The 26637-nt window shown below is 31.9% G+C and carries 27 protein-coding genes; 26 read left to right on the top strand and 1 reads right to left on the bottom strand.

Annotation, left to right across the window (positions count from 1 at the left end; all coding sequences use genetic code 11):
* From WHA43_RS01280 to WHA43_RS01325, 10 genes are all read left to right on the top strand, one after another.
* On the top strand, nt 1-1317 hold the full coding sequence (locus WHA43_RS01280) for a (Fe-S)-binding protein (RefSeq protein WP_105045367.1): 1317 nt from the start codon (nt 1-3) through the stop codon (nt 1315-1317).
* Between the two features lie 75 nt (nt 1318-1392).
* A complete protein-coding gene (locus WHA43_RS01285) occupies nt 1393-2172 on the top strand; it encodes a (Fe-S)-binding protein (RefSeq protein ID WP_105045368.1) in 780 nt (259 codons plus the stop codon).
* A gap of 41 nt (nt 2173-2213) precedes the next feature.
* Entirely contained in the window at nt 2214-2723 is a 510-nt protein-coding gene (locus WHA43_RS01290) for a PH domain-containing protein (protein WP_105045369.1), read from the top strand.
* On the top strand, nt 2716-4215 hold the full coding sequence (locus tag WHA43_RS01295; protein WP_105045370.1) for a PH domain-containing protein: 1500 nt from the start codon (nt 2716-2718) through the stop codon (nt 4213-4215). Before WHA43_RS01290 ends, WHA43_RS01295 begins: the two co-directional genes overlap by 8 nt.
* Nucleotides 4206-5102, top strand: coding sequence for a 1,4-dihydroxy-2-naphthoate octaprenyltransferase (gene menA / locus WHA43_RS01300; RefSeq protein WP_105045371.1), 897 nt, complete (start codon nt 4206-4208; stop codon nt 5100-5102). The genes WHA43_RS01295 and menA overlap by 10 nt, the downstream gene beginning before the upstream one ends.
* Before the next feature lie 8 nt (nt 5103-5110).
* Nucleotides 5111-5938, top strand: coding sequence for a DUF4349 domain-containing protein (locus WHA43_RS01305; protein WP_105045372.1), 828 nt, complete (start codon nt 5111-5113; stop codon nt 5936-5938).
* A complete protein-coding gene (locus tag WHA43_RS01310) occupies nt 5935-6447 on the top strand; it encodes an SRPBCC family protein (protein ID WP_105045373.1) in 513 nt (170 codons plus the stop codon). The genes WHA43_RS01305 and WHA43_RS01310 overlap by 4 nt, the downstream gene beginning before the upstream one ends.
* 7 nt (nt 6448-6454) lie before the next feature.
* Nucleotides 6455-7495, top strand: a complete 1041-nt coding sequence (locus WHA43_RS01315; RefSeq protein ID WP_105047240.1) for an o-succinylbenzoate synthase — start codon at nt 6455-6457, stop codon at nt 7493-7495.
* A gap of 2 nt (nt 7496-7497) precedes the next feature.
* A complete protein-coding gene (locus WHA43_RS01320) occupies nt 7498-8415 on the top strand; it encodes a CPBP family intramembrane glutamic endopeptidase (RefSeq protein ID WP_105045374.1) in 918 nt (305 codons plus the stop codon).
* Between the two features lie 21 nt (nt 8416-8436).
* Nucleotides 8437-9507, top strand: coding sequence for an AMP-binding protein (locus WHA43_RS01325; RefSeq protein ID WP_105045375.1), 1071 nt, complete (start codon nt 8437-8439; stop codon nt 9505-9507).
* On the opposite strand, the gene WHA43_RS01330 is transcribed toward WHA43_RS01325, so the two are convergent.
* Nucleotides 9504-10190 carry a Crp/Fnr family transcriptional regulator gene (locus tag WHA43_RS01330; protein WP_105045376.1) on the bottom strand — a complete coding sequence of 229 codons (687 nt, stop codon included), beginning with the start codon at nt 10188-10190 and terminating at the stop codon, nt 9504-9506. The two genes, WHA43_RS01325 and WHA43_RS01330, sit on opposite strands and share 4 nt — an antisense overlap.
* Nucleotides 10191-10295: 105 nt before the next feature.
* Here WHA43_RS01330 and WHA43_RS01335 point away from each other — a divergent pair, with 105 nt between their 5' ends.
* From WHA43_RS01335 to WHA43_RS01410, 16 genes are all read left to right on the top strand, one after another.
* Nucleotides 10296-12668 carry a heavy metal translocating P-type ATPase gene (locus tag WHA43_RS01335; protein ID WP_105045377.1) on the top strand — a complete coding sequence of 791 codons (2373 nt, stop codon included), beginning with the start codon at nt 10296-10298 and terminating at the stop codon, nt 12666-12668.
* 5 nt (nt 12669-12673) lie between these two features.
* Nucleotides 12674-13375, top strand: coding sequence for a purine-nucleoside phosphorylase (deoD, locus tag WHA43_RS01340; protein ID WP_105045378.1), 702 nt, complete (start codon nt 12674-12676; stop codon nt 13373-13375).
* Nucleotides 13376-13384: 9 nt separating this feature from the next.
* Complete coding sequence (gene hemN, locus WHA43_RS01345; protein WP_105045379.1) at nt 13385-14746, top strand: oxygen-independent coproporphyrinogen III oxidase; 1362 nt, start codon at nt 13385-13387, stop codon at nt 14744-14746.
* Between the two features lie 104 nt (nt 14747-14850).
* Complete coding sequence (gene ccoS / locus WHA43_RS01350; RefSeq protein ID WP_105045380.1) at nt 14851-15030, top strand: cbb3-type cytochrome oxidase assembly protein CcoS; 180 nt, start codon at nt 14851-14853, stop codon at nt 15028-15030.
* Nucleotides 15031-15034: 4 nt separating this feature from the next.
* Nucleotides 15035-17230: a cytochrome-c oxidase, cbb3-type subunit I gene (ccoN, locus tag WHA43_RS01355; protein ID WP_105045381.1), complete on the top strand. Its 2196-nt coding sequence runs from the start codon at nt 15035-15037 to the stop codon at nt 17228-17230.
* Between the two features lie 4 nt (nt 17231-17234).
* The gene (locus WHA43_RS01360) at nt 17235-17402 is read left to right on the top strand and encodes a CcoQ/FixQ family Cbb3-type cytochrome c oxidase assembly chaperone (protein ID WP_105045382.1); all 168 of its coding nucleotides are present in this window, start codon (nt 17235-17237) and stop codon (nt 17400-17402) included.
* 13 nt (nt 17403-17415) lie between these two features.
* Nucleotides 17416-18273: a cbb3-type cytochrome c oxidase N-terminal domain-containing protein gene (locus WHA43_RS01365; protein WP_105045383.1), complete on the top strand. Its 858-nt coding sequence runs from the start codon at nt 17416-17418 to the stop codon at nt 18271-18273.
* A gap of 20 nt (nt 18274-18293) precedes the next feature.
* The gene (ccoG, locus tag WHA43_RS01370; RefSeq protein WP_105045384.1) at nt 18294-19715 is read left to right on the top strand and encodes a cytochrome c oxidase accessory protein CcoG; all 1422 of its coding nucleotides are present in this window, start codon (nt 18294-18296) and stop codon (nt 19713-19715) included.
* Nucleotides 19716-19726: 11 nt separating this feature from the next.
* Complete coding sequence (locus WHA43_RS01375; protein ID WP_105045385.1) at nt 19727-20173, top strand: FixH family protein; 447 nt, start codon at nt 19727-19729, stop codon at nt 20171-20173.
* Nucleotides 20173-20877 carry a sulfite exporter TauE/SafE family protein gene (locus tag WHA43_RS01380; RefSeq protein ID WP_105045386.1) on the top strand — a complete coding sequence of 235 codons (705 nt, stop codon included), beginning with the start codon at nt 20173-20175 and terminating at the stop codon, nt 20875-20877. Before WHA43_RS01375 ends, WHA43_RS01380 begins: the two co-directional genes overlap by 1 nt.
* A gap of 462 nt (nt 20878-21339) precedes the next feature.
* Nucleotides 21340-21900 (top strand): RNA polymerase sigma factor, encoded by a 561-nt coding sequence (locus tag WHA43_RS01385; RefSeq protein WP_105045387.1) that lies wholly within the window; start codon nt 21340-21342, stop codon nt 21898-21900.
* The gene (locus tag WHA43_RS01390; protein WP_105045388.1) at nt 21887-22663 is read left to right on the top strand and encodes a hypothetical protein; all 777 of its coding nucleotides are present in this window, start codon (nt 21887-21889) and stop codon (nt 22661-22663) included. Before WHA43_RS01385 ends, WHA43_RS01390 begins: the two co-directional genes overlap by 14 nt.
* A 49-nt stretch (nt 22664-22712) precedes the next feature.
* Nucleotides 22713-23816: a hypothetical protein gene (locus WHA43_RS01395; protein ID WP_105045389.1), complete on the top strand. Its 1104-nt coding sequence runs from the start codon at nt 22713-22715 to the stop codon at nt 23814-23816.
* A gap of 490 nt (nt 23817-24306) precedes the next feature.
* Complete coding sequence (locus WHA43_RS01400; protein ID WP_105047241.1) at nt 24307-24693, top strand: HU family DNA-binding protein; 387 nt, start codon at nt 24307-24309, stop codon at nt 24691-24693.
* Nucleotides 24694-24840: 147 nt separating this feature from the next.
* Nucleotides 24841-25761 (top strand): DNA adenine methylase, encoded by a 921-nt coding sequence (locus tag WHA43_RS01405; protein WP_105045390.1) that lies wholly within the window; start codon nt 24841-24843, stop codon nt 25759-25761.
* 1 nt (nt 25762) lies between these two features.
* Nucleotides 25763-26635 carry a type II restriction endonuclease gene (locus WHA43_RS01410; protein WP_226742921.1) on the top strand — a complete coding sequence of 291 codons (873 nt, stop codon included), beginning with the start codon at nt 25763-25765 and terminating at the stop codon, nt 26633-26635.
* Nucleotides 26636-26637: the final 2 nt, after the last annotated feature.

The raw sequence follows: 26637 nt of genomic DNA on the forward strand, positions 1-26637 counted from the left end.
ATGCATTACTTACCAAATATTTTATTTGCACTCGCATTAGCAGTTGGTTTCGGTTTTTTTGTGACGAATGTTCGCAATTTGTTCAGAAACATTCGTTTAGGAAAAGATATTAACAGAACAGATAACAAATCTGCTCGCCTAAAAAACATGCTTAAAATTGCTTTTGGACAATCAAAAATGGTTAGAAGACCCATTTCAGGTTTGTTACATTTGGTAGTTTACATCGGATTTATCATCATCAATATAGAAGTTTTAGAAATCGTAATTGATGGCTTATTTGGTACTCACAGACTTTTTCAGGGTGTTTTAGGTGCTAATTTTTATGGGTTTTTAATCGGAACTTTTGAGGTTTTAGCAGTGTTGGTTTTAGTAGCTGTTTTTGTTTTTTGGATGCGAAGAAATGTTGTGAAAATTAAACGCTTTTTAAGTGCTGAAATGACAGGTTGGCCAAAAAATGATGGTAATTTCATCCTGTATTTTGAAGTGGTTTTAATGACTTTATTCTTAACCATGAATGCCACTGATGTACCTTTTCAAGAAGCTGGAGTTGGCAATGTAATCAGTCAGTTCATTGCTCCAATTTTTGATGGATTTTCAGCAGAAGCACTACATACAATCGAAAGGACCGCTTGGTGGTTGCATATTCTAGGTATTTTGGTGTTCTTAAATTATTTATACTATTCAAAACATTTACACATTTTACTCGCTTTTCCAAATACATATTTTGCCAATTTGAATCCGAAAGGACAATTTACCAATTTAGAAGCTGTAACTAAAGAAGTAAAATTAATGATGGATCCATCAGCAGATCCTTATGCAAATCCAACTGAAATTGCTGATAATCAAGTTCCTGAAAAATTTGGAGCCTCAGATGTTACCGATTTAAGTTGGGTGCAATTGCTTAATGCCTATACTTGTACAGAATGTGGAAGATGTACATCCTCTTGTCCTGCAAATTTGACAGGTAAAAAATTATCTCCCAGAAAAATCATGATGGATACTAGAGATCGTTTAGAAGAAGTTGGAAAAAATATCGATGCAAATGGAGGAGTTTTTAAAGATGATGGAAAACAATTATTAAACGATTATATCACTCCAGAAGAGTTGTGGGCATGTACCAGTTGCAATGCTTGTGTTGAAGAATGTCCTGTAAATATTGATCCATTATCAATAATTGTAGATATGAGAAGGTATTTAGTGATGGAGCAGAGTGCTGCGCCACAATCACTAAATATGATGATGACAAATATCGAAAATAATGGTGCTCCTTGGCAATACAATCAACAAGACAGATTGAATTGGGTAAATGAGGAATAATAATTTTTAATGACGAATTTTTAGTTTTAAGCTAAAGTACTAACAACTTAAAACTAATAACTAAAAACTAAACAAATGATAGTTCCAACAATGGCAGAAATGATGGCACAAGGCAAGCAACCCGAAGTGTTGTTTTGGGTAGGTGCTGCAGGAAGTTATGATGACAAAGCCAAAAAAATATCAAGAGCTTTTGTTAAAATTTTACATCAAGCAAAAGTAGATTTTGCAGTTTTAGGAACTGAAGAATCTTCTACTGGAGATGCTGCAAAAAGAGCGGGAAATGAATTTTTATTTCAAATGCAAGCCTTGATGAATATCGAAATTTTGAATGGATATGAAGTAAAAACCATTGTTACTTGCGATCCGCATTCATTCAATACACTTAAAAATGAATATCCAAGTTTGGGTGGAAATTATCAAGTATATCATCACACACAATTCATTCAAAAATTACTTTCAGAAAATCGTCTTCAAATAAATGACGCAACTTTAAAAGGAAAAAGACTTACATTTCATGACCCTTGTTATTTAGGAAGAGCCAATGATGAGTATGAATCTCCTCGCGAAATTATCAGAAAACTAGGCGTAAACCTGACGGAAATGAAACGTCATAAATCAACTGCATTGTGCTGTGGAGCAGGAGGTGCTCAAATGTTTAAAGATGCTGAAAAAGGGGATAAAGAAGTGAATGTGTTACGAACAGAAGATGCTTTAGAAACCAATCCTCAAATCATTGCAACAGGCTGTCCTTATTGCAAAACAATGATGGCTGATGGTGTAAAATTTAAGGAAAATGAGACTGAAATTGTGGTGAAAGATATTGCTGAATTGATTGCAGAAGCAAATAATTTATAAAATATTTACAATCTAGATTCTGTAGTTTTATACTTGTATTTATGATAAATTCATTTGATAATTTGACGGTAATTCAATTTCCTGAAATTCAAAAAGATGATTTTATTCCTGTCCAAAAAAAGTATTTACAGGTAATTTTATTGAATATTACTCTAATTTTTACAGTATTCTTAATTGCAACAATTATAGTTGATTTCACAAATTTATGGAACCTAAAAAACTTTATTTTTTGGATATATACAGTTCTTTTAGTTTTTTTTGGAGGTGTAACCATCGTTTATTTTTTAGGATTTAAAACCCGCATGTATTTGGTTCGTGACAAGGATATTTCTTACAGAAGTGGATTGTTTTTTAAAAAATTAACTACTGTACCTTTCAATAGAATTCAGCATTTAGAAATAGATCAAGGACCTTTTTCAAAACTTTTTCAGTTGGCTTCGTTAAGTGTTTTTACAGCAGGTGATAGTAGTGACGATTTAAAAATAGCTGGGATTTCATTGGTAGATGCCGAAAAAATAAAAGAATTCATTAGCCAAAAAATCGATGAATAACTTTGCTGATTTTAATCAATTTCAAACACAATCCAAAAAAGGCATATTGGTAATTTTTATGCATCAATTGATGCAGGTTTTTAAAGCAACTTGGATTTTATTAATTGTTTTTATTCAGAAATTTTCAAAATTTTCAGACCCTGCTTTAGGGTATGTATATCTTTCTTTTTTCATCGCAATTGTAATTTTAATCAGTTATAGCCTTTTAATTTTTAAAAATTTTCAGTTCAAAATTGAAAATAATCATTTTGTTTTAAAAAAAGGGATATTCAAAAAATCACTTATTTCAATTCCATTTGACAGAATTCAAAACATCAACTTCAAACAAAATATTGTGCAGCAAATCATCAATACATATGAAGTTGAAATTGAAACTGCGGGTTCTGCAAAAGCTGAAATTTCCATCAAAGCAATGTCATTATCGCATGCAAATTTGCTTAAAACGGCATTAACTAATTTTTCAAAATCTACAAATGACATTCAATCTGAAATTTTAAATATCCCTTTTCTAAAAGTGAACTTTTCTCAGTTGATAAAGGAGAGTTTGACAGAAAACCATTTCCAAAGTTTATTTTTAACGGTAGCATTTGCAATCGGAATTTACCAACAAGTAAGAGACGTTTTTAAAAATTTTAAAAATCAAGAATTGTTTGACAATTTTGTTTCTGAGAATACTTCTGCAATTCAAACTAGTATTATTTTAATACTAACCTTTTTTATTTTGATTGTTTTTGTAGCCTTAATAAGTTCGTTTGTTAGAGTTTTGATAGCGCATTTTGATCAATCAGTTTTTATAAAAAAAGAAACTCTTGAAATTTCGCAAGGATTGACAACAAAAAAATCGGTGGTATTAAAAAAAAATAAAATTCAATTTATCACAGTTTCTTCAAATCCACTTAAAAAGTGGTTAAATTCGTATTTTGTAAGATTTTCTCAAGCTACAAGTGGAAAAGAGGAGGGTAAAAAAAATAAAATTATCAAAATCATCGGGTGTAAAAAGACTCATATTTCAGCAATCAAACAATTGCTTTTTGAGGACGAAAATACAGCAGCTTTTCATCAAAATAAATCTGATGAATTTTATAAAAACAGACTGTATTTGAGAGCTATTTTCTTTTTATTAGTGATAAATAGCTTTTGTTACTATATTTTTGACAATAAGAGTGTTTTTTTAATCAATATTTTGCTAATTCCTATAGTATTTTTTTTGATTCACCTAAAATTTACAAAGAGAACCTATGTGTTTTCAAAAGATTTATTGGAAATAACAACAGGAATGATTGAAACACACACTATTTTATTACCTTTTTATAAAGTGCAAAATATTAAATTGAAACAAACCTTTTTTCAAGAGAGAAAAAATGTGGCTGATTTGGTTTTTCAAACAGCATCTGGCAAAGTTAAAATACCCTGTTTACAAATGCATTTAGCAAAAAAATTATACGATTACACCATTTTTAAAATTGAAACTAGTCAACACTCATGGATGTAAAAAGTTTTATAAAAGCAGCTCGTTTGAGAACCTTACCACTTTCTGTTTCAGGAATTATTGTGGGAAGTTCTCTAGGAAATGACACCTCAATTTTAAATTCTGCTATTTTTTGGTTAGCGATTGTTACAACAATCGGCTTTCAGGTATTGTCCAATTTCGCGAATGATTATGGAGATGGAATTAAAGGTTCAGATAAAAATAGAACTGGTGAAGCAAGAATGGTCGCTTCTGGGGCAATTACTCCAAAACAAATGAAAAATGCCATGATTGTGACAACAATTATCACCTTATTAGTGGCTATTTTATTAATTTTTATCGCTTTTGGAAAAGAAAATTTTGGCTATGCAGTTTTGTTTTTTTTCTTGGGAATCGCCTCAATTATTGCCGCTATTAAATATACTGTAGGTAAATCTGCTTATGGTTATAGTGGTTTTGGAGATGTTTTTGTATTTCTATTTTTCGGATTGCTCAGCGTTGTTGGGAGCTATTTTTTATATACAAAACAGCTTAATTTTCTGATTTTTTTACCTGCAATAGCAGTCGGATTTTTAAGTACAGCAGTATTAAATTTGAATAATTTACGTGATTTTGAACAAGACAAAATCAATCAAAAAAATACCTTAGTTGTAAAGTTAGGCATTAGTAACGCAAAAAAATATCATTACTTTTTAATTTTTGGCGCATTGTTTGCAAGTTCTATTTTCGTAATTTTAAATTTCTCATCAATCGTGCAATTTTTGTTTTTGATAGCATTCATTCCTTTGATGAAAAATTTGGTTACAGTAGCCAATAATAATCAGCTTTCTGAGTTGGATAGTGAACTTAAAAAAGTGGCGTTAAGTACTTTTTTGTTTGCAATTATTTTTGGAATTGTAAACTCTTTATAACTTAAATTATGAAAAATAGTGCGTTATTTTTTTTGATTGGATTGCTTTTTATCACTTGTAAAAATTCAGATGCAAATACTGTAGAATTTACAAATTTGTCAGATTCTAAAATGAATTTGACAAATTCAATGCAAACCAAGAAATCATTTTCAGTGAATGAAACATCAAACACAGTTTTAAAAGAACCTATTTCCAGAAAATTAATCAAAAATGGAAATGTCGTTTTTGAAACCTCTGATTTGGAAAAAACAAAAGCGAATATTGAACATTTAGTGCAAAAATTTGATGGATATATCTCATCAGATTCTAAAAATGAATATGATAATAAGATAAATTATTATCTCAACATCAGAATTCCAGCACAATACTTTGATTCAATTTTAAAAGGAATTTCCAATCAAATTTCAAAATTCGATTCTAAAGAAATTACCATTTCTGATGTTACTGAAGAATTCCTAGACATTGAATCTCGTTTAAAAAACAAAAAAGAACTCGAAAAACGCTATTTAGAAATTCTACAACAATCTAAAAGTGTAGAAGATATTTTGAATGTTGAACGCGAATTAGGAAAATTACGTGAAGAAATCGAAGCAACTGAAGGAAGATTGAATTACCTTTCCAACCAAGTTTCTTTTTCAACATTGTCTGTTTCATTCTATAAAAAAGTATCCAATGAAACTTCCTTTTTTGGAAAAATAGGAGAGAGCTTTACAAATGGATTTGATAATTTCAAATCATTTTTGCTATTTATTGTAACGGTTTGGCCATTCGTTATGATTATTCCAATTAGTTATTTTTTAATCAAAAAATGGCGTCATAGAAAACTTAAAAAATGAAAAGAATTAAAATTATTTTAGGAATTATCTCTGTAATTGTGCTAGTGTTTTTTGCCACTGGCTCTTTTATCAAAGAGACAAATTATACTGTTCAAATTCAAATTAATAAGCCAATTGCACAAGTTTTTGATGCTTTTACAACTATTGAGAATAAAAAACAATGGATTCCAGAACTAAAATCGGTTGAAGTTGTCAATGAAAATATTGGAAAAACGGGAAGTGAATATCAATTAATGATTCAAAATCAAGATCAAAAAATGTTGATTTCTGAAAAAATTATGGCTTATGTTCCCAATAAAAAAGTAACGCTTTTTCACAATGCCGAAAATATGTTGAAAACCAATGATTATGTGTTTTCAGAATCTAATGGTTTGACAAACATTACATTACAAGCAACTTGTAGCAGTGATTCTTATTTGATGTCGTGTTTATTTCCTTATTTCAAGGGTACTTTTAAAAATCAAGATTTGTCATATTTAACCAATTTTAAAGCTTTTCTTGAACAATAATTTTTTGATGACAATTACAGCAAGTTATAAAAAATACATTCTCAATTTTAAAAATCCAAGTGGTACTTCACGTGGCATTTTAAAAACTAAAGAAACTTGGTTCATCATTTTACAACAAAATGATAAAATTGGCATTGGTGAAACTGGTCTTTTTAGAGGTTTGAGTTGTGATGATGTTCCTAATTACGAAGAAAAATTACACTGGGTTTGTGAAAATATTCATTTGGGTTTGGAAGTATTATTGCAAGAATTGATAAAGTTTCCATCCATTCAATTTGGGTTGGAACAAGCTTTTTTATCTCTAAAAAGTCAAACACCTTTTGAGTTATTTCCAACAAAATTCACGCAAGGAAAAGAGGCAATCAATATCAATGGATTGATTTGGATGGGTGATAAAGATTTTATGAAAACGCAAATCAAAGAAAAGTTAGCAACTGGCTTTTCTTGTATCAAAATGAAAATAGGTGCCATTGATTTTGAGACTGAATTATCGTTACTAGCATCCATCAGAAAAGAATTTTCTGCCAATGAAATTGTCTTAAGAGTAGATGCAAATGGAGCTTTTTTACCCAATGAAGCTTTGCAAAAATTAGAACAATTGTCAAAATTTGATATACATTCTATTGAGCAACCAATCAAACAAGGACAAATGGAAGCAATGGCCGATTTATGTACTAAAACCCCAGTTCCTATTGCGTTGGATGAGGAATTGATTGGGGTTTTTTCATCCGAAGAAAGGCAAAAATTGTTATCGACAATTCAACCTCAATACATTATTTTAAAACCAAGTTTATTAGGTGGTTTTGCCAATAGTTTGGAATGGATTACTTTAGCTGAACAAAACAATTGTGGTTGGTGGATTACGTCAGCTTTAGAGAGCAATGTTGGGTTAAATGCCATTGCGCAATTTACCTATCATTTGAAAAATCCTTTGCCACAAGGTTTAGGTACTGGAAGTTTATTTACCAATAATTTTGAAAGTCCGTTAGAAATCAACCACGGAAAATTACAATACAACAACACTAAAAACTGGAACTTTACACTTTAAAAATGAATTACATACAGCAAGCTTTTACCGGAAAATTGGGCATGTGGAAATACTTAGTTGTTTCTGTTTTTTTCTTCGGGTTCATGGGATTGAATTTGTTAGCCATCTTTTTATTAGATTTTGATGTGGATCAAATCATGAAAGATCAAATTGCTTTGAAAGGCTCTAATCAGGTATTATTTGAAAACTTAGTTCCTTTTGCAATTGGTTTAGGGGCTGTATTTTTTTGGGTAAAATATGTTCACAATCAAAGAATTAGAACCTTAACAACTTCCAGAAAAAAGGTTGATTGGAAACGTGTTTTCTTTGCTTTTTCACTTTGGGGAACAATTACAGCCTTATTTATTTTTATTGATTATCAATTTTCTCCAGAAGATTATAGAGTTAATTTTCAGCTAGAGCCTTTTTTATATTTGATGTTGATTGCTGTTTTTTTGATTCCTTTACAAACCAGTTTCGAAGAATATTTTTTTAGAGGATATTTAATGCAAGGATTAGGCGTAGCTACTAAAAATAGATGGTTTCCTTTGATAGTTACGTCACTTGTTTTCGGATTATTGCACATTGCCAATCCTGAAGTAGAAAAATTAGGATACGGAATTTTAGTGTATTATATAGGTACTGGATTTTTTTTAGGAATTGTAACTTTGATGGATGAAGGTTTGGAACTAGCTTTGGGTTTTCATGCTGCAAATAATTTGATTACAGCTTTATTGGTAACAGCCAATTGGACTGCTTTTCAAACAAATTCTGTTTTGATTGATGTTTCCATGCCAAAATTAGGTGCTGATGTGTACCTTCCTGTATTTGTTGTTTTTCCTGTTTTAGGGTTAATTTTTTCAAAGAAATATGGTTGGTCAAATTGGAAAGAAAAACTCACTGGAAAAATTGAAGAACCAGTCATTTCAAACGAACAATAAGTTTTATTGATTTTAATTTTGATGGAAAATAAATTTCATAAACACTTTCAATTCAATGGAAAATCCTTTGATACGGTTAATGAAATTTTAGAATTCACATCAAATATTTCTACTGAAATTCACACTTTTTTACAAGATTGGTTTTCAAATAGACTAACAATTACTGTTCAAACTTCGGGTTCAACTGGCACACCAAAAAGTATTGAACTCCAAAAAAAGCACATGATAAATTCTGCTTTTGCTACAGCTCATTATTTTGATTTACCTGCAAAAACAACAGCCTTACTCTGTTTGCCAATAACTTATATTGCAGGTAAAATGATGTTGATTCGTGCCATCAATATAGGTTGGCATTTAGATATTGTAGAAGCAACTTTACATCCATTAAAAAATGTGACGAAAAGCTATGATTTTTCAGCTATGGTGCCTTTACAATTGGAAAATTCTTTAGATAAAATAGATGGTATTAAAAAACTAATTGTGGGTGGAGGAGTAGTTTCGAATCAATTGCAACAAAAGTTACAAAAGATTGATTGTCATGTTTTTGCAACATACGGAATGACAGAAACCATTACGCATATTGCCGTTAAAAAGTTGAATCATGTTCATAAGTATCCCAATTTTTATGAGGTTTTACCTAATGTTACTATTTATAAAGACCAACGAAATTGTTTGGTAATTGAGGCTAAAAATGTTGCTGAAAAAGTATTGTTTACCAATGATGTTGTACAATTAATTTCACATAAAAAGTTTGATTGGTTAGGTCGTTTTGACAATGTAATCAATTCTGGAGGCATCAAATTGCATCCTGAAACGATTGAAGAAAAATTAGCAAAAGTAATTGAAAATCGTTTTTTTGTGGCTGGAATTCACGATGATCAATTGGGAGAAAAACTCATCTTGGTGATAGAATCATTAGTAAAAATAGAAAATGAAACTTTAACAAAAATGGAACTATTTTCAAAGATAAAATCTTTAAAAACTCTTTCAAAATTCGAAATTCCGAAAGAAATTTATTTTATAAATTCTTTTACAGAAACAACTTCTGGTAAAATTCAACGCAAAAAAAACTTAGAAAAACTCGGATTTTAAAATCCGTTTGCAATTTTTTCTAATTCGTTTTTATTCGTAATAATGATGTTTTTCCCTTGAAAATCTATGAATTTACTTTTCTTAAATTCTGACAACAATCGAATGCAAGATTCAGTGGCAGTACCAATTATATTCGCAATATCTTCTCTAGAAAGTTGCAAATCAATAGCACCTAAATCATTCACACCAAACTTTGTTTGAAGTTTTATAAGTGTTTCTGCCAATCGTTGTTTCACGCTTTTTTGAGCCATATCAACAACTAAATTATCAGAATTTTTTAAAGAAATTGCCATGTTTTTTAAAACATCCATCGTAAAATTAGGGTTCTTTTCCAAATCTCTAATAATCTCTTCTTTAGGGATAAAACACACTTCCATGTCTTCCAAAGCAATAGCATTTAAATTAGAAACTTCCTCTGAAATCAAACTTCTTTCCCCTAATAAATCGCCTCTTGTAATTAAATTTACGATTTGATTTTTTCCGTTTTCACTCATTTTAGAAACTTTACAAACCCCATCTTTAATACAATATACCCCATTCAAATAATCTCCTTCTTCAAAAATAGGTTCTCCTTTTTTAATGATTTTAGAGGTTTTACAATTAGACATTCTAACAAGATCGTCTTTAGAAAGATGTTTCAAAGAATTGAACTGACGTACAATACATTGTTCACATTTGCTCATGACATTTAGATTTTTTGTGCCTTCCCAAAGGTACAGAAAAACTGACAAAAATCATATAATTATTATTATACTTATTAGAAATTTGCATCAGGCAAAAGAGCAAATATGAATACTACACATTGTTATCATTGTGGAGAAACTTGTAATGATACTGAAATTCAGAAAGATGATAAAATTTTCTGTTGCAATGGTTGCAAAACTGTGTACGAAATTTTTTCTGAAAATGAACTGACTTGTTATTACGATTTTCAAGAAAATCCAGGTGCAATTCCTGCTGATATCAAAGGAAAATATGATTTTTTAGATACGAAAAGTATTGCTGAAAAGTTATTGGAATTTGACAATGGAACCACACAAATTATCACTTTTTTCATTCCTCATATTCATTGTAGTTCTTGCATTTGGGTATTAGAAAATCTGCACAAACTGAACCCTAAAATCAATTCATCTCAAGTTGATTTTCCCAAAAAGACAGTACGAATCACTTTTCACTCTGAAGATATTTCACTAAAAGAATTGGTATTGCTTTTAAGTTCTATTGGTTATGAACCTTACATCAGTTTAGAAGATTATGAATCAGGAAAAAAAGCTGTAGATAGAAGCTTGATATACAAACTCGGAATTGCAGGGTTTGCTTTTGGAAATGTGATGTTTTTATCATTTCCAGAATATTTTGAAGTTTCAGAATATTGGCTTGATCATTACAAAAATACCTTTCGTTGGTTGATGTTTTTGTTTTCACTACCTGTCGTTTTTTATTCAGGAAATGGCTATTTTATAGCTGCTTACAAAGGGTTGAAATCAAAAATTTTAAACATTGATGTACCAATTGCCTTAGGAATTGCAGTATTGTTTATCCGAAGTTTTGTTGAAATTTTATTTGATTTGGGTACAGGTTTTTTTGATAGCCTTACAGGATTGGTCTTTTTCTTATTACTAGGAAAGTTTTTTCAACAAAAAACCTATAATTTTTTGTCTTTTGAGCGTGATTTTAAATCGTATTTTCCAATAGCAGTCACCAAAATATTGGCTGATGGAAAAGAAGAGAATATTCAAATTTATGAGGTAAAAAAAGGCGACAGATTATTGATTCGCAATCAAGAATTGATTCCTGTTGACGGAATTTTAATCAACGGAAATGCTCAAATAGATTACAGTTTTGTGACTGGTGAAGCTGTTGCCGTTTCAAAAAAATCAGGAGATAAATTATTTGCAGGAGGAAAACAATTGGCAGGAATTCTTGAAATGGAAGTATTAGCGTCAGTTTCACAAAGTTATTTAACCCAATTGTGGAGTAATGACGTTTTTAAAACTGATAAAACTTCGAATTTTAAAAATATCACAGATACCATTAGTAAAAACTTTACCATTTTTGTGTTGACAATAGCAACTGTTTCAACCTTATTTTGGCTATTTTTTGATGTTTCAAAAGCCTTAAATGTGTTTACTGCAGTGCTTATTATTGCCTGTCCTTGTGCCATTGCTTTGGCAGCTCCTTTTACCTTAGGAAACTTATTGCGTATTTTTGGAAAGAAAAAGTTTTACTTAAAAAATGCGACTGTCATTGAGCAATTGGCTACTATAGATACTGTTATTTTTGACAAAACAGGTACCTTAACAACCGCCAAAGAAAGTGCTGTTTCTTATGACGGAATTGAGTTACATTCTAATGAAATTCAGTTATTAAAAAGTTCATTACGCGCTTCTAATCATCCTTTAAGCAGAACCATTTACAACTCTTTTCAAAACATAAAATCCATTGCAATTGATGATTTTAAAGAAATAACAGGAAAAGGAATTGAGGTTCGTCATAAAAATACTTTTTTAAAAATAGGCGCTGCTGATTTTGTAAAAAATAGTACAGAAAATATCCATTTAGACACTGCTGTACACATCAGTTTTGATGGAATTTACAAAGGAAAGTTTACACTAAAAAACACCTACAGAAAAGGTTTACATTCACTTTTTGATTCCTTAAAAAATAATTTTAATTTGGCTGTGGTTTCAGGAGATAATAGTGGAGAAAAGGATTTTTTATCCGAAAACTTACCCAAAAACACTACCTTACTTTTCAATAAAAAACCTGAAGATAAATTACAAATTGTAGCTGATTATCAATCAAAACACAAAAAAGTAGCGATGATTGGTGATGGCTTGAATGATGCAGGCGCATTAGCCAAAAGTGATGTTGGCATTGCCTTATCAGAAAATATCAACGTGTTTTCGCCAGCTTGTGATGCCATTTTAGATGCCAGCCAATTTGAAAAAATAGATAAGTATTTGTGGGCATCTAAAAAAGCAGTATCTATTATAAAATACAGTTTTTTACTGTCTTTTTGTTACAATGTTATTGGATTGTATTTTGCAGTTACTGGTCAGTTAATGCCTGTTATTGCAGCTATTTTAATGCCAATAAGTTCAATCAGTATTGTTATTTTCACAACCATTGCTACCAATTTGGTAGGAAAAAAAATCTAAAAATTATGAGTGTTCATATCGAAGCAAAAAAGGATCAAATAGCCGAAACGATTTTATTACCTGGAGATCCAATGAGAGCAAAATGGATTGCAGATACATTTTTAAAAGATGCTTTTCTTTACAATGATGTTCGTGGAATGTTGGGTTTTACGGGCACTTACAAAGGAAAAAGAATTTCAGTACAAGGTACAGGAATGGGCATTCCATCAACCTTGATTTATTGTCACGAATTGATAACGGAGTATGGTGTAAAAAACTTAATCAGAGTAGGTTCTGCAGGGTCTTATCAAAAAGAGGTGCACATCAGAGATATTGTAATTGCCATGGCTGCATCTACCAATTCTGGGTTGAACACCATTCGTTTTAATGGAGCAGATTTTGCGCCCACTGCAAGTTTTGAGTTGTTTCAAAAAGCGATTGAAATTGCCAAACAAAAGAATATTCCAGTAAAGGCGGGTGGAATTTTAAGTTCTGATGAATTTTATGCGGATGATTTTGATTCCTATCAAAAATGGGCAGATTATGGAGTGTTGTGCGTAGAAATGGAAACTTCTGGATTGTACACCATTGCTGCAAAACATCAGGTGAATGCATTATCAATTTTAACCATTTCTGATAATTTGGTTACCAAAGAACGCACTACTGCTGATGAACGCGAACAAACTTTTAGAGAAATGATTGAAATTGCTTTAGAATTAGCACTTTAAACTTACGAAATGGCATCACTTATTCAAAAATACAACGTTCCAGGACCAAGATATACCAGTTATCCAACAGTTCCTTTTTGGGATGCTACAACTTTTTCAAAAGAAAAATGGATAGCCTCTTTTCAAAAATCATTCAAAGAAACGAATCAAACTGAAGGCATTAGTATGTATATCCATTTGCCATTTTGTGAGAGTTTGTGCACCTTTTGCGCCTGTCACAAACACATTACCAAACGTCATGATGTAGAGGAAATCTATATAAAATCGGTCTTAAAAGAATGGGAATTGTATTTGAATTTGCTGGATGAAAAACCCATCATCAAAGAATTGCATTTAGGAGGAGGAACACCCACTTTTTTCTCCGCTGAAAACCTTCATTTTTTACTCAACGGAATTTTTAAAAATGCGCTAAAGCACGAAAATGCGGCATTTAGTTTTGAAGGTCATCCAAACAATACCACAGAAGAGCATTTGCAAACCTTGTTCGATTTGGGTTTTAGAAGAGTAAGTTTTGGCGTACAAGATTATGATGAAAAAGTGCAAAAAGCCATTCACAGAATACAACCTTTTGAAAATGTGGAAAAAGTAACTCATTTGGCTCGGAAAATAGGGTATACTTCTGTAAGTCACGATTTAATTTTTGGTTTGCCTTTTCAAACCAAAGAAAATGTGATTGATACCATTACCAAAACAACCACTTTACAACCAGACCGAATTTCCTTTTACAGTTATGCGCACGTTCCTTGGATAAAAGGTGTTGGTCAGCGTGGTTTTGACGAGCAAGATTTGCCAAAAGATGATGAAAAAAGAGTTTTGTATGAAATAGGTAAAGAACTTTTTTCGGATTTAGGATATGAGGAAATTGGCATGGATCACTTTGCATTGAAAACAGATGATTTATACAATGCTACCAAAAACAACACCTTACATCGAAATTTTATGGGATATACAGCTCATAAAACTCAGTTGATGATTGGTTTAGGAATGTCAGCAATTTCCGATTCTTGGGGCGCATTTGCTCAAAATGCAAAATCAGTAAAAGAATACCAACAATTGGTTTTTGAGGGTGAAATTCCAGTTTTTAGAGGACATATTTTATCAAAAGAAGATGCGATTATTAGAAAACACATCTTACAAATGATGTGCAATTTTGAAACTTCTTGGGAAGATGCTGCTTTAAAAATTGATAATTTAGATTTTCATTTAAATTTATTAAAAGAATTAGAAGAAGATGGATTGGTGATTATCAACGAAAATTCGCTTGAAATTCCTGATCATGCGAGACCTTTTGTTCGCAACATCTGCATGGCTTTTGACAAAAAACTGCATCAAATAGCCAAAAAAGAACATCTTTTTTCAAAGACCATTTAGTATAAATTGATAAATTTTAAAAAAATATCATCAATATGACATTTGTCATATTTTGAGAAATTTATCAACTGTACTTTTGAAACATCAAAATTATCAGGCAAGATATGAGCGTAATTTACTTACTTCTTTCACTAAGTATTTTAGTGGCATTAATTTTCTTAATTGTATTTATTTATTCGGTGAGAAAAGGACAATATGATGATACGTATACGCCTTCTGTAAGAATATTGTTTGATGATGAACTAGTAAAATCTAACAAAAAAATAACCAAAAACAAATTTTAAATTTATGGAAATGCAACAATTTTATTATAACAATAAGATCGTTAAAAAGTTTATCTATGCAACTTTGCTATGGGGAGTAGTGGGTTTTAGTGTGGGTTTACTTTTAGCCTTTATGTTCTTGTTCCCAAATCTAACTGACGGAATTTCGTGGCTAAGTTTTGGGCGTTTAAGGCCTTTACACACCAATGCTGTAATTTTTGCATTTGTGGGTAATGCTATTTTTGCAGGGGTTTATTATTCTTTGCAACGTTTGTTAAAAGCAAGAATGGCGAGTAATTTTTTAAGTAATTTTAATTTTTGGGGTTGGCAATTGATCATTGTAGCTGCAGCAATTACCTTACCATTAGGAATTACTACCTCCAAAGAATATGCTGAGTTAGAATGGCCTATAGACATTGCAATTGCCTTGGTTTGGGTGGCATTCGGAGTCAATATGATTTGGACAATTTTGCAACGTAGACAGCGTCATTTATATGTGGCTATTTGGTTTTATTTAGCAACATTTGTAACAGTTGCTGTATTGCATATTTTTAATAGTTTAGAGCTTCCTGTAAGTTTCTTAAAATCATACTCTGTGTATGCAGGTGTGCAAGATGCCTTAGTTCAATGGTGGTATGGACACAATGCTGTGGCATTTTTCTTAACCACCCCATTTTTAGGATTGATGTATTATTTTGTACCAAAAGCGGCAAACAGACCTGTATATTCTTATAGATTATCAATTGTACACTTTTGGTCTTTAATCTTCATTTACATTTGGGCAGGACCTCACCATTTATTGTATTCTGCTTTGCCAGATTGGGCGCAAAATTTAGGAGTAGCCTTTTCAGTAATGTTAATTGCTCCTTCTTGGGGAGGTATGATCAATGGATTATTAACTTTAAGAGGTGCTTGGGATAAAGTGCGAGTTGATCCTGTATTGAAATTTATGGTAGTTGCGATTACAGGATATGGAATGGCAACTTTTGAAGGACCTATGTTGTCTTTAAAAAATGTGAATGCAATTGCGCATTTCTCTGATTGGATTATTGCACACGTTCACGTAGGTGCTTTAGCTTGGAATGGATTTTTAGCTTTTGGGATGATATATTGGTTGGTTCCAAGATTATTTAAAACAAACTTGTATTCTTTTGCCTTAGCAAACGTACACTTTTGGGTAGGTACCTTAGGGATCATTTTATATGCATTGCCTATGTATGTGGCAGGTTTTGTTCAAGCTTCTATGTGGAAACAATTCAATCCTGATGGGACCTTAACCTATGGTAACTTTTTAGAAACTGTAAATGAAATTATTCCTATGTATTGGATGCGTGCCATTGGTGGTAGCATGTATATTTTAGGAGCCATCATCATGTTGTACAACATTATAAGAACAGTAAAAGCGGGTAGTGATGTTACGGATGAATTAGCAGAAGCTGTGGCTTTGACTAAAGTGCCATCTCACAGAACAAAAGGCGAAGGATATCATACTTGGTTAGAGCGTAAACCAGTTAAATTAACCATTTATGCAACCATCGCTATTTTGATTGGTGGAATTGTGCAAATCATTCCAACGTTATTGGTTAAATCAAATATCCCAACCATCAGTAGTGTAAAACCTTATACTCCTTTAGAGTTAGAAGGGCGTGATTTATACATCAGAGAAGGTTGTGTGGGTTGCCATTCACAGATGATTCGTCCTTTTAGAAGTGAAGTAGAACGTTATGGCGAATATTCAAAAGCAGGTGAATATGTATATGACCATCCATTTTTATGGGGATCAAAAAGAACAGGACCTGATTTGCATAGAGTTGGACAAAAATACAATGACAACTGGCATTTGAATCATATGTATGATCCGCAAAGTACCTCTCCAGGTTCTATCATGCCATCTTATAAATGGTTGATTCGTAATAGATTGGATAAATCTGCTACCGAAGATAAAATGAGAGCTATGGTTACTTTGGGTGTTCCTTATACTGATGAAGAAATTACCTATGCACAAGCGTCTATGAATCAACAAGGAAAAATGATTGAAGAGAGCTTGTATCAAGATCCTGATTTTGTAAAAAATTATGAGGCTGATAAAAAGTATGCCAAAGAAAACGGATTGGAATTTATCGAAATGAAAGATCGTGAAATTGTTGCCATCATTGCATACATCCAACGTTTAGGAACAGATATCAAAGTAAAAGACGATCAAAAAATCTCTAAAAACTAAGCACATGTTAAAATTTGTAAAAAACCATATGGAAAGCATCACAGGTATTGAAATATATCCGATGATTTCATTGCTCATATTCTTCACTTTTTTTGTACTGCTATTTTGGTGGGTATTCACGGCAAAAAAAGAGTATATAAAAACGGTAAGTAACTTGCCATTAGATAACTAATAAAAGCGTAAAAATGAAAAGATATATTCAATCAACAGTCTATGTAATTTTTGTAATAGTTACTTTTTTAGCTCTTGCAAAATCGTTTATGGTCTATAAAAATCCTTTTGATCTCTATGAAAATCCATTAGTTTGGTTGGCATTGATAGGTTTTGTAATGGTCATTGTTTTGAAAGAAATAGTCAATGTAATGGCTATAAATAAAGCAAAAGAACTTCAAAATGAAAAAGATGGTGTGGTGCCAGAGGAAACTCCTGCTTGGTATGCAGGTATTTTAAAATCTTGGACAAATGCAAAAGACATCGAACAAGAAGACGAAATTGTATTAGATCACAATTACGATGGAATCAAAGAATTAGACAATTCATTGCCTCCATGGTGGGTATATATGTTTTATGCAACCATCATTTTTGGAGTGGTGTATTTGATTCGTTTTCACATATTAGATGGTGATTCGCAAGCTGTTGAATATGACAAAGCAGTTGCTGAGGCTAGGGCAGAAGTTGAAAAATACAAAGCAACAGCACCTAATTTATTTGATATTGAAAATGTAACTTTATTAACTGCTGAGGCTGACTTAAAAAGAGGAAAAGCGGTTTTTAACTTGAACTGTGCTTCTTGTCATTTGGCTGATGGTGGTGGACAAATTGGGCCGAATTTAACAGATGAATATTGGATTTTAGGCGGAGGAATTAAAAATGTTTTCAATACCATTTATAATGGTGGTAGAGATGGAAAAGGTATGATTGCTTGGAGCAAAACCTTAAAACCCGAAGATATTGCCAAAGTAGCAAGTTACGTAATTTCATTACAAGGCACTACACCAGCAGTTGCAAAACCTGCTGAAGGTGAAAAATATATTGCAGAATAAAAGTATTTAAATTATCAACCATGGATTTACCCAATAACGAACAATTTAGAGACAGTATTGCAACTGTAAACAAAGAAGGAAAGCGTTCTTGGGTATTTCCAAAAAAACCTAGTGGGCGCTTTTACAAATACCGCAGTTATGTTAGTTATTTTTTACTAGCTTTTTTATTCAGCGCACCATTTATCAAAATTAATGGAAATCAGTTTTTATTATTCAATGTATTAGAGCGTAAGTTCAATATTTTCGGATTTCCTTTTTGGCCTCAAGATTTTTACCTGTTTGTCATCTCTATGATTACAGGAGTTGTTTTTATTATATTATTTACGGTAGTTTTCGGACGTATTTTCTGTGGATGGATTTGCCCCCAAACCATTTTTATGGAAATGGTTTTCCGAAAAATTGAATATTGGATTGAGGGCGATCGTGGCAAGCAAATGCGCTTAGACAGACAACCTTGGAATGCTGAAAAAATCAGAAAGCGTTTGCTAAAATGGGTGATTTTCTTTATCATTTCATTTTTGATAGCCAATATATTTTTAGCCTATTTGATTGGTGGAGATACCTTGATAAGTTACATCACTGGCAATCCTTTAGAAAACATCAAAACACTCATTTCATTGCTCATTTTTACAGGTGTTTTCTATTTTATTTTCGCTTGGTTTCGTGAGCAAGTTTGTATTATAGCTTGTCCTTATGGTAGGCTGCAAGGGGTGTTGTTAGACAACAAAACCATCAATGTTGCTTATGATTACAAACGTGGTGAAGGCGAAAAAGGAAGGTCAATTTTTAGAAAAGGAGAAGACAGAAACGCGGTAGGAAAAGGCGATTGTATTGATTGCAATCAATGTGTGGTAGTTTGTCCAACTGGCATTGACATCAGAAACGGAACGCAATTAGAGTGTGTAAATTGTACCGCTTGTATTGATGAATGTGATCATATCATGGAAAGCATCAAACTTCCAAAAGGATTGATTCGCTATGCAAGTGAAGACAATATTGCCAAAAAAGAACCTTTCAAATTCACACCAAGAATGAAAGGATATTCAGCAGTGTTATTCATTTTAGTAGGCGTTTTAATTGGATTATTGTTTTTACGAAATGATGTAGAGGCAACCATTTTACGATTGCCAGGACAGTTGTATCAGCACAAAGAAAACAATATCATCAGCAATGTGTACACCTACAAAATCATCAATAAAACAACCAAAAAAATTGAGGATATCAGCTTTAAAATACTTTCGCATAAAGGAGAAATCAAACTCGTATCAAACAGAAAATTTATAGTTCCTGAGCAAGGTTTGGCAGAGGGAACCTTATTTATAGAGCTAAACAATGCACAATTGGAAAAAGACAATATCGATTTGAAAATTGGCGTATATAGTGGTGCAGATTTAATTGAAACAACAACAACCAACTTCTTAGGACCAAGAAGTTATCGATAAAACTAAAAGAAATGAAATTTAATTGGGGAACAGGAATCGTAATTGCTTTTGTAGCTTTTATTGGATTTATCCTATACTTCGTAATCACCATGAGCATTGATAAAGAATACAGTCACGATTTGGTCACTGAAGGTTATTATCAAAAAGAATTGGAGTTTCAAGACCGAATTAATGCTACTGAAAATTCAAAAGATTTTGAGGATGAATTGAAAGTCATCAAATATGATGAAGGATTATTTGTGTTTTTCCCAGAAAATTTAGACTATAAAAAAATTAAAGGTAAAGTGTTCCTATACAGACCATCTAATAAACAACTAGATTTTGAAGTGCCAATTTCAATTTCTAAAAACTATTTGCTCGTGCCTGAGAATCGTTTAGTAGATGGTCGTTGGAACATCGCTGTAGAATGGGAATACGAAAATAAGAAATATTTAACCGAAGAAGCACTTAATTTTTAATGTTTATTTCAGCACTCATATTTGGCTTGGTGGGCAGTTTTCACTGCATAGGCATGTGTGGCCCAATCGCATTTATGTTGCCTGTTGAACGCGAAAATCCCGTAAAAAAATTCTTTCAAATTCTGAGTTATCATTTGGGCAGATTGTTTACCTACAGTTTGATGGGAATTCTTTTTGGCTATTTAGGAAAAGGATTTTTCTTATTCGGATTTCAACAACAAATTGCCATAATTACAGGGGTTTTGATGATTTTACTAGTTGTTTTTCCAAAAATAACGGCTAAAATTCCTGCATCAAAAATCATCAATAGATTTGTTTTTAAAATTAAAAGTGCTCTTGGTAAGGAGTTGAAAAAGAAAAACAACGATACTTTTTTTGTGTTGGGTTTTTTAAACGGGTTGTTGCCTTGTGGTTTGGTGTACATGGCAATTTTAGGCGCATTAACCATGTCAACTCCAATTTCTGGAGCCTTTTATATGTTTTTATTTGGTTTGGGAACCATTCCTTTAATGACAGCTGTGGTGTATTTTGGAAGTTTTGCTAAAGGAAACTTCAGAACGTTTATCCAAAAAGCCATTCCTGTTGTGGTGGTTTTTATGGGCGCTTTATTCATTTTAAGAGGTTTAGGATTGGGAATTCCGTTTATTTCTCCTCCAGAACCTATTTTAACTTCTACTGTTGAGGCTGTAAAAAGTTGTCATTAGAAATGATTAGTCACTAATCATTAAAAATTGAATAGACACTAATTTCACAAATTTCACGGATGCAATTGAACATGAATTTTGCAGTATCTTTTTAAAATGTATTGATATTAAAATTGATACATCTATTTTGTGAACCTTTGTGTTTTTCTTTGAGAACCTTTGTGATATAGCTATGACACTAAACCCACAAAGAAGTCACAAAATCCACAAAGCTTTTATTAAAAATCCGTGCAAATTATTGCAATTCGTGTCTAATAAACAACCAACAATAAGTATAATTTCGTGAAATATAAAGAGTATATTTATTAGCGAAATTGGTGTAATTAGTGTCTGTAAGCTCCAAATCAAAAATTCAAACCTACACCACAATCAATAATTTTTCAAAAAACTTTTTTTATCAGGCAACCTTTTTGCAACTTGTGTCGTCTTTACAAATGTAAGGCATCATAAAAAGCAAAAAGATTGAAAATAATTACGTTGCATACCCAAGAAAAATTGCTCATTAAAAAAGCAATGGACAACAACAGAGAAGCGCAAAAAGAAATCTTTGAGCGTTTTTCTCCGAAAATGTTGGGCGTTTGCAGGCAATATGTAAAAGACATTTTCCATGCAGAAGATTTAATGTTGCAAGGATTTTTAAAGGTGTTTACCAATCTAAAAAATTTTGAACACAAAGGAAGTTTTGAAGGTTGGATTCGTAAAATCATGGTGAATACCTGCATTACTTTTTTACGAAAAAAGAACGAGTTGGATTTTTATGAAGACGCAGATAGTTTTCAATCAGAAACCACAGAAAACCTTGAAAATACCACTGTAGAAGATCTTCAAAAATTGATTGATTTGTTGCCTGATGGTTATAAAGTAGTTTTTAATTTGTATGCCATTGAAGGTTTTAAACATTCGGAAATTGCTGAAAAATTAGGCATCACAGAAAATACCTCAAAATCGCAATTGTTCAAAGCACGAAAACTATTGCAAGAAAATTATTATAAAATGAATACAGCAGCTTATGAAACCAAATAATATTGACAACACAATTCGCGAAAAGTTGCAAAACAGAACCTTGCAACCCTCCGCTTCAGCTTGGGAACGTTTGGCGGTGCAATTGGATGAGCAACCTAAAAAAGCAACAAAACCCTGGTTGTTTTATGGCAGTATTGCAGCCGGAATTTTACTATTGGTTTCTGTTGGATTGAGCTTTATTTTATCAAAAAATGAGGATATACAACCAACTCAAAAAATGGTAAATCAACCAATTGATACTACTGATACAACTAAAAACAAAGCTATAAAAATTGAAGATAACAAACCCAAAACATTGTTAGTTCAGCAAACGGAAATCAAAAAGACTACTCCTAAAAATACCTATGCAAAAGAGGTTCAAAAAGATGAAATTGTTGAACATCTTTTGGCAGAAAATCTTGTTTTTGATTCGCTAAAAAACGGAGTTGAAACGGTTCAACATCCAACAGAAAATAAGGAAAAGGCTATTATAAATGAAGCAGTAACATCCATCAAAATCAACAGCGAAGACTTGTTATTTGCAGTAACACACACACCAAAAGAAGTGCAAACCTATTATGCAAAATACCAAGTAGATAGGGAAGATGTGATGCGCATCATCAAAAAAGAACTCAAACAATCGAACATCAAACTCAATCCTGAAACCATTTTAGCAGAAGTTGAACGAACTATTGATGAAGACGATTTTAAAAATAATTTTATGCAATTTCTCAAAAAAAGAGTGGTAGATATTGCCAGTGCAATTGCCACCAGAAATGACTAAAATTCATAATTACATTCACTAAAAACAAACCTTTAAAAAAACCAAAACCATGAAAAGAATACTACTAACACTAGTGTTGTTATACACAACTATTGCCCAATCTCAAGAAAAAACCTTCGAAAAAGAAGTGGCGAAAATCTCGAAAAGAATCGAAATGATTACCAAACAACAAAAAGATTCTTTAAAAACCAAAGTCGTTGCCATTGACAAACAATTGGAAAATGGCGAAATTACGGATGAAAATGCATCCATCCTTAAAAAAGAAGCGGCTGATTATCATGCCAAAAAAATTGAACTATTGGTAAGTGAGCAAGAGCGTTTATTGCAATTGTTGGTGCAAGACAAAACCAATGGAAAAATTGCAAGTGCTGATGATTTTTTTGGTGAAAACGAAGATTACAATACGTTTACTATTGGAAATACAACTTTTCGTTTCAATGTTTCTGATAATGATGATGATAAAATAAGTAGGAAAGAAAAAAAATGGCGCTATAAAAACCCAAGCAGCAGAAGAACATCTACTCAATTTGTGTTTGCTATGGGAATCAACAATGTACTTGAAAATAATCAATTCAATTCATTGAACGATTCAGAATACGAATTATGGCGTTCGCGTTTTTATGAATTGGGTTGGACCTGGAAAACACGCTTTTCAAAAGAGCCATCGCAATTGTATTTCAAATACGGAGTTTCTTTTTTATGGAACAATTTGCGCTTAGAAGACAATCAAGTTCATGAAAAAAATGGCGATATCACAAACATTGTAACATATCCAAATCAATTGTCAGAGAGCAGATTGCGTCATGTACAAATGAACTTTCCAATGCATGTAGAGTGGGATTTGTCTAAAAACAAAACCAACAAAGAAGGCAAAGTTTTAGACAGAAGAAACGAATCTTTTAGAATTGGTTTGGGAGGTTTTGTAGGCTTTAAATTGGGCACAAGACAGTATTTGGAATACCAAGACAATAACGGAGTTGCCATCACTGAGTTGCAAAAAAACAACTTCAACATGAATACAGTCAACTACGGAATCAGTTCGTACATAGGCTATAAATCAACCAGTTTGTATGTGAAATACGATTTGAATCCGTTGTTTCAAGATACCAACACACGCAATATTTCTATGGGAATTCGTTTGGATTTGGATTAATTAACCAACTTTTTCTTTGTAAAACCTTCATTGATTTTTTCAGTGGAGGTTTTTTTATTTTACCATAAAATCGTACCATTTCGTAAATCCTTTGGTTGATTGATGTCTTTATATGTGTATTTTTATGCTTCTTTTACCTTTTTCAGGGAAATAGTGCTTAGATGCAATTGACTACGTACACACTTGCAATTGCCCTAGTGAGTTGTTGCAATTGCCTTAGTACACAACTGCAATTTATTGTAGTATGTTTTAGCTATGTATTGTAGATATATTTACTTAATATTTCATTATTTTATTATATAATATAGTAGAATATCTAGTTATATGTAGTACTATCTATAGTAATAAATAGTACTTTAAATACTATAAAATTAGTACTATATTTGTGTAGCTCTCTACGTGCGCAATGGCAGTTGGGCACGTGCGCAATTGCAACTGCGCAAGTAGGCAATGGCAAAGAAACAAGTATTTATTATTTAAACACATCATTATGGCATTACAATACCGCATTACCAAACGAGCTAACAACATTCGCGAAAAGAGTGACATTTACATTATGCAAGCCGTGCACACAGGCAAAATAGATGCTGACGAATTAGCGGAAGTGATTAGTGGAGAATCGAGTTTGACAGAGGCAGACATAAAAGCGGTGTTGCTTTCGTTGGGAAAAAAAATGCAATTTTATTTACAACAAGGCAAAATCGTGGAGTTAGACGCTATTGGGACTTTTAAAATGAGCTTTCAATGCGAGTCAGCCACAGACCCAAGCCAACTAAAATCGCCACAAAGCATTAAAAAGTTTCATATCAATTACCAACCCACCAAAAAAATAAAACGCTTGTTAAAAAATGGGGTTCCTGTGCTAAAAGAGAAATAGGATATTTTTGATAGGGTATTTTTTAGTGTTGGTTTTATTTGTATTTTGTTGGACGATATAACTGCTTTTTTTTATAAAAAAATTACATAAAGTTTGGTATATCAAACCGTAACTTTGTTTACTTAATATTTTAATAAAAAAAGCATAATGACAGACAAATTAGCAAAACCGTTTTTGAAGTGGGCAGGAGGTAAAACCCAGCTCATTAACGACATAGAAAAGGCTTTGCCAAAAGGCATTTCGAGAAACAAATTCACATACATTGAACCATTTGTTGGAAGTGGTGCAGTTTTATTTTGGATGCTAAATAATTTTCCAAAATTGGAAAAAGCAGTTATTAATGATATCAATTCAGACTTGATAAACACATACAAAGTAATTGCTTCAAAACCAAAAGAGTTGATTTCAATTCTTCAACAATTACAAAACGAATTCCATTCTTTAGATACCAAACCCGAAGAAAAGAAAGAATATTATTATAAAAAAAGAGATCTGTACAATACAAGAAAAGAAGAACAAAGCGGGCAAGCCGCCTTGTTTATTTTTCTAAATCGTACTTGTTTTAACGGCTTGTATCGTGTTAATAAAAACAATGGTTATAACGTGCCAATGGGCAGTTATAAGAAACCAACCATTTGTGATGATAAGAATATTATAGCTGTAAGCAACGCTTTACAGAAAGTTGAAATTCTTTGTGGAGATTACGAAAAGACTTTAAATGAGGCGACTTCAAATTCATTTTTCTACTTTGATCCTCCATACAAACCATTGAGCAATACTTCAAGTTTCAATTCTTACGCTAAAGATGAATTTAATGATGAGGAGCAAATAAGATTGAGAAATTTTTGCTCGAAGCTAGAAAAGTTAGGACACAAATGGATGCTTAGTAATTCTGATGTAAAAGGAAAAAATACCAATGATAATTTTTTTGATGATATTTATTCAGATTTCTCTATTGCAAGAGTTAAGGCTAAAAGAAGTATAAATGCAAATCCTGAGAAAAGAGGAGAGTTAAATGAACTATTAATTACAAATTATGCCAATGAACAAGCTTTGCAACCTGCTTAAATTGAAAAACGAAGATTTGCTATTTGATAAAATAATGCAGAGCTTTAAAGAGAAAATCACTAAATGGGATTACTTCATTAATTGGACTAAAGTATTCGGAAATATTGATCCAATTGAAAAGGAATTAAATCTTTTAAACTTCCTGATTGGTAAAGAGGATGTTGAAACAGAAGCATACAATCTTATAAAACAATACCCTCAAGTAATTAAAGCCTTTCCCACTCTCATAGCTGTTAGAGAAAAGTCAATTGATATTTTGATTGACACCAAAAATTTCATTTACAAAAACTATTCATTCAATAAAGGCAAACTGACCGATAATGAATGTAAAGAATTGGCAAATTTTGTAGTTAATTCGGGCATTGGAGCAATATTAAAAGACAAGAAAGTAAAAAGCTTGGTTGATTACGCAACAGGTGTTGAAGTTGGTTTAGATAGCAATGGTAGAAAAAACAGAGGTGGGTCGCTAATGGAAAGTTTAGTTGAAGAATTTGTTTCTGATACTTGTCAAAACTTAGGAATTCAATATATGCCCCAAGCTACATCTAAGAAAATAAAGGAACAATGGAATATTGAAGTAGTAGTTGATAAATCTTCAAGACAAATTGATTTTGCCATTAATAAAAACGGTAAACTATTTTTTATTGAATGTAATTTTTATGGAGGCGGAGGATCAAAATTAAAATCGACCGCAACTGAGTACATAGAAATGAACCGTTATTGGAATAAACAAGGTATTGAATTTATTTGGATTACTGATGGTGCAGGTTGGAAATCAACATTAAAACCTTTAAGAGAGTATTTTGACAAGGCTGATTACTTGTTGAATTTGGAGATGTTGAAAGAAGGTTTGCTATATACAATATTAGGATAAGT

The organism is Polaribacter gangjinensis (genome assembly GCF_038024125.1).
GTDB lineage: Bacteria > Bacteroidota > Bacteroidia > Flavobacteriales > Flavobacteriaceae > Polaribacter > Polaribacter gangjinensis.

Coding starts and splice junctions, on each gene's coding strand:
- menA (WP_105045371.1), top strand. CDS start 4,206: ATGGATGTAAAAAGTTTTATAAAAGCAGCTCGTTTGAGAACCTTACCA.
- WHA43_RS01395 (WP_105045389.1), top strand. CDS start 22,713: ATGAAAAGAATACTACTAACACTAGTGTTGTTATACACAACTATTGCC.
- WHA43_RS01315 (WP_105047240.1), top strand. CDS start 6,455: ATGACAATTACAGCAAGTTATAAAAAATACATTCTCAATTTTAAAAAT.
- hemN (WP_105045379.1), top strand. CDS start 13,385: ATGGCATCACTTATTCAAAAATACAACGTTCCAGGACCAAGATATACC.
- WHA43_RS01330 (WP_105045376.1), bottom strand. CDS start 10,190: ATGAGCAAATGTGAACAATGTATTGTACGTCAGTTCAATTCTTTGAAA.
- WHA43_RS01390 (WP_105045388.1), top strand. CDS start 21,887: ATGAAACCAAATAATATTGACAACACAATTCGCGAAAAGTTGCAAAAC.
- ccoN (WP_105045381.1), top strand. CDS start 15,035: ATGGAAATGCAACAATTTTATTATAACAATAAGATCGTTAAAAAGTTT.
- WHA43_RS01305 (WP_105045372.1), top strand. CDS start 5,111: ATGAAAAATAGTGCGTTATTTTTTTTGATTGGATTGCTTTTTATCACT.
- WHA43_RS01310 (WP_105045373.1), top strand. CDS start 5,935: ATGAAAAGAATTAAAATTATTTTAGGAATTATCTCTGTAATTGTGCTA.
- ccoS (WP_105045380.1), top strand. CDS start 14,851: ATGAGCGTAATTTACTTACTTCTTTCACTAAGTATTTTAGTGGCATTA.
- WHA43_RS01335 (WP_105045377.1), top strand. CDS start 10,296: ATGAATACTACACATTGTTATCATTGTGGAGAAACTTGTAATGATACT.
- WHA43_RS01285 (WP_105045368.1), top strand. CDS start 1,393: ATGATAGTTCCAACAATGGCAGAAATGATGGCACAAGGCAAGCAACCC.
- WHA43_RS01365 (WP_105045383.1), top strand. CDS start 17,416: ATGAAAAGATATATTCAATCAACAGTCTATGTAATTTTTGTAATAGTT.
- WHA43_RS01375 (WP_105045385.1), top strand. CDS start 19,727: ATGAAATTTAATTGGGGAACAGGAATCGTAATTGCTTTTGTAGCTTTT.
- WHA43_RS01290 (WP_105045369.1), top strand. CDS start 2,214: ATGATAAATTCATTTGATAATTTGACGGTAATTCAATTTCCTGAAATT.
- WHA43_RS01400 (WP_105047241.1), top strand. CDS start 24,307: ATGGCATTACAATACCGCATTACCAAACGAGCTAACAACATTCGCGAA.
- ccoG (WP_105045384.1), top strand. CDS start 18,294: ATGGATTTACCCAATAACGAACAATTTAGAGACAGTATTGCAACTGTA.
- WHA43_RS01325 (WP_105045375.1), top strand. CDS start 8,437: ATGGAAAATAAATTTCATAAACACTTTCAATTCAATGGAAAATCCTTT.
- WHA43_RS01320 (WP_105045374.1), top strand. CDS start 7,498: ATGAATTACATACAGCAAGCTTTTACCGGAAAATTGGGCATGTGGAAA.
- WHA43_RS01295 (WP_105045370.1), top strand. CDS start 2,716: ATGAATAACTTTGCTGATTTTAATCAATTTCAAACACAATCCAAAAAA.
- deoD (WP_105045378.1), top strand. CDS start 12,674: ATGAGTGTTCATATCGAAGCAAAAAAGGATCAAATAGCCGAAACGATT.
- WHA43_RS01280 (WP_105045367.1), top strand. CDS start 1: ATGCATTACTTACCAAATATTTTATTTGCACTCGCATTAGCAGTTGGT.
- WHA43_RS01360 (WP_105045382.1), top strand. CDS start 17,235: ATGTTAAAATTTGTAAAAAACCATATGGAAAGCATCACAGGTATTGAA.
- WHA43_RS01380 (WP_105045386.1), top strand. CDS start 20,173: ATGTTTATTTCAGCACTCATATTTGGCTTGGTGGGCAGTTTTCACTGC.
- WHA43_RS01405 (WP_105045390.1), top strand. CDS start 24,841: ATGACAGACAAATTAGCAAAACCGTTTTTGAAGTGGGCAGGAGGTAAA.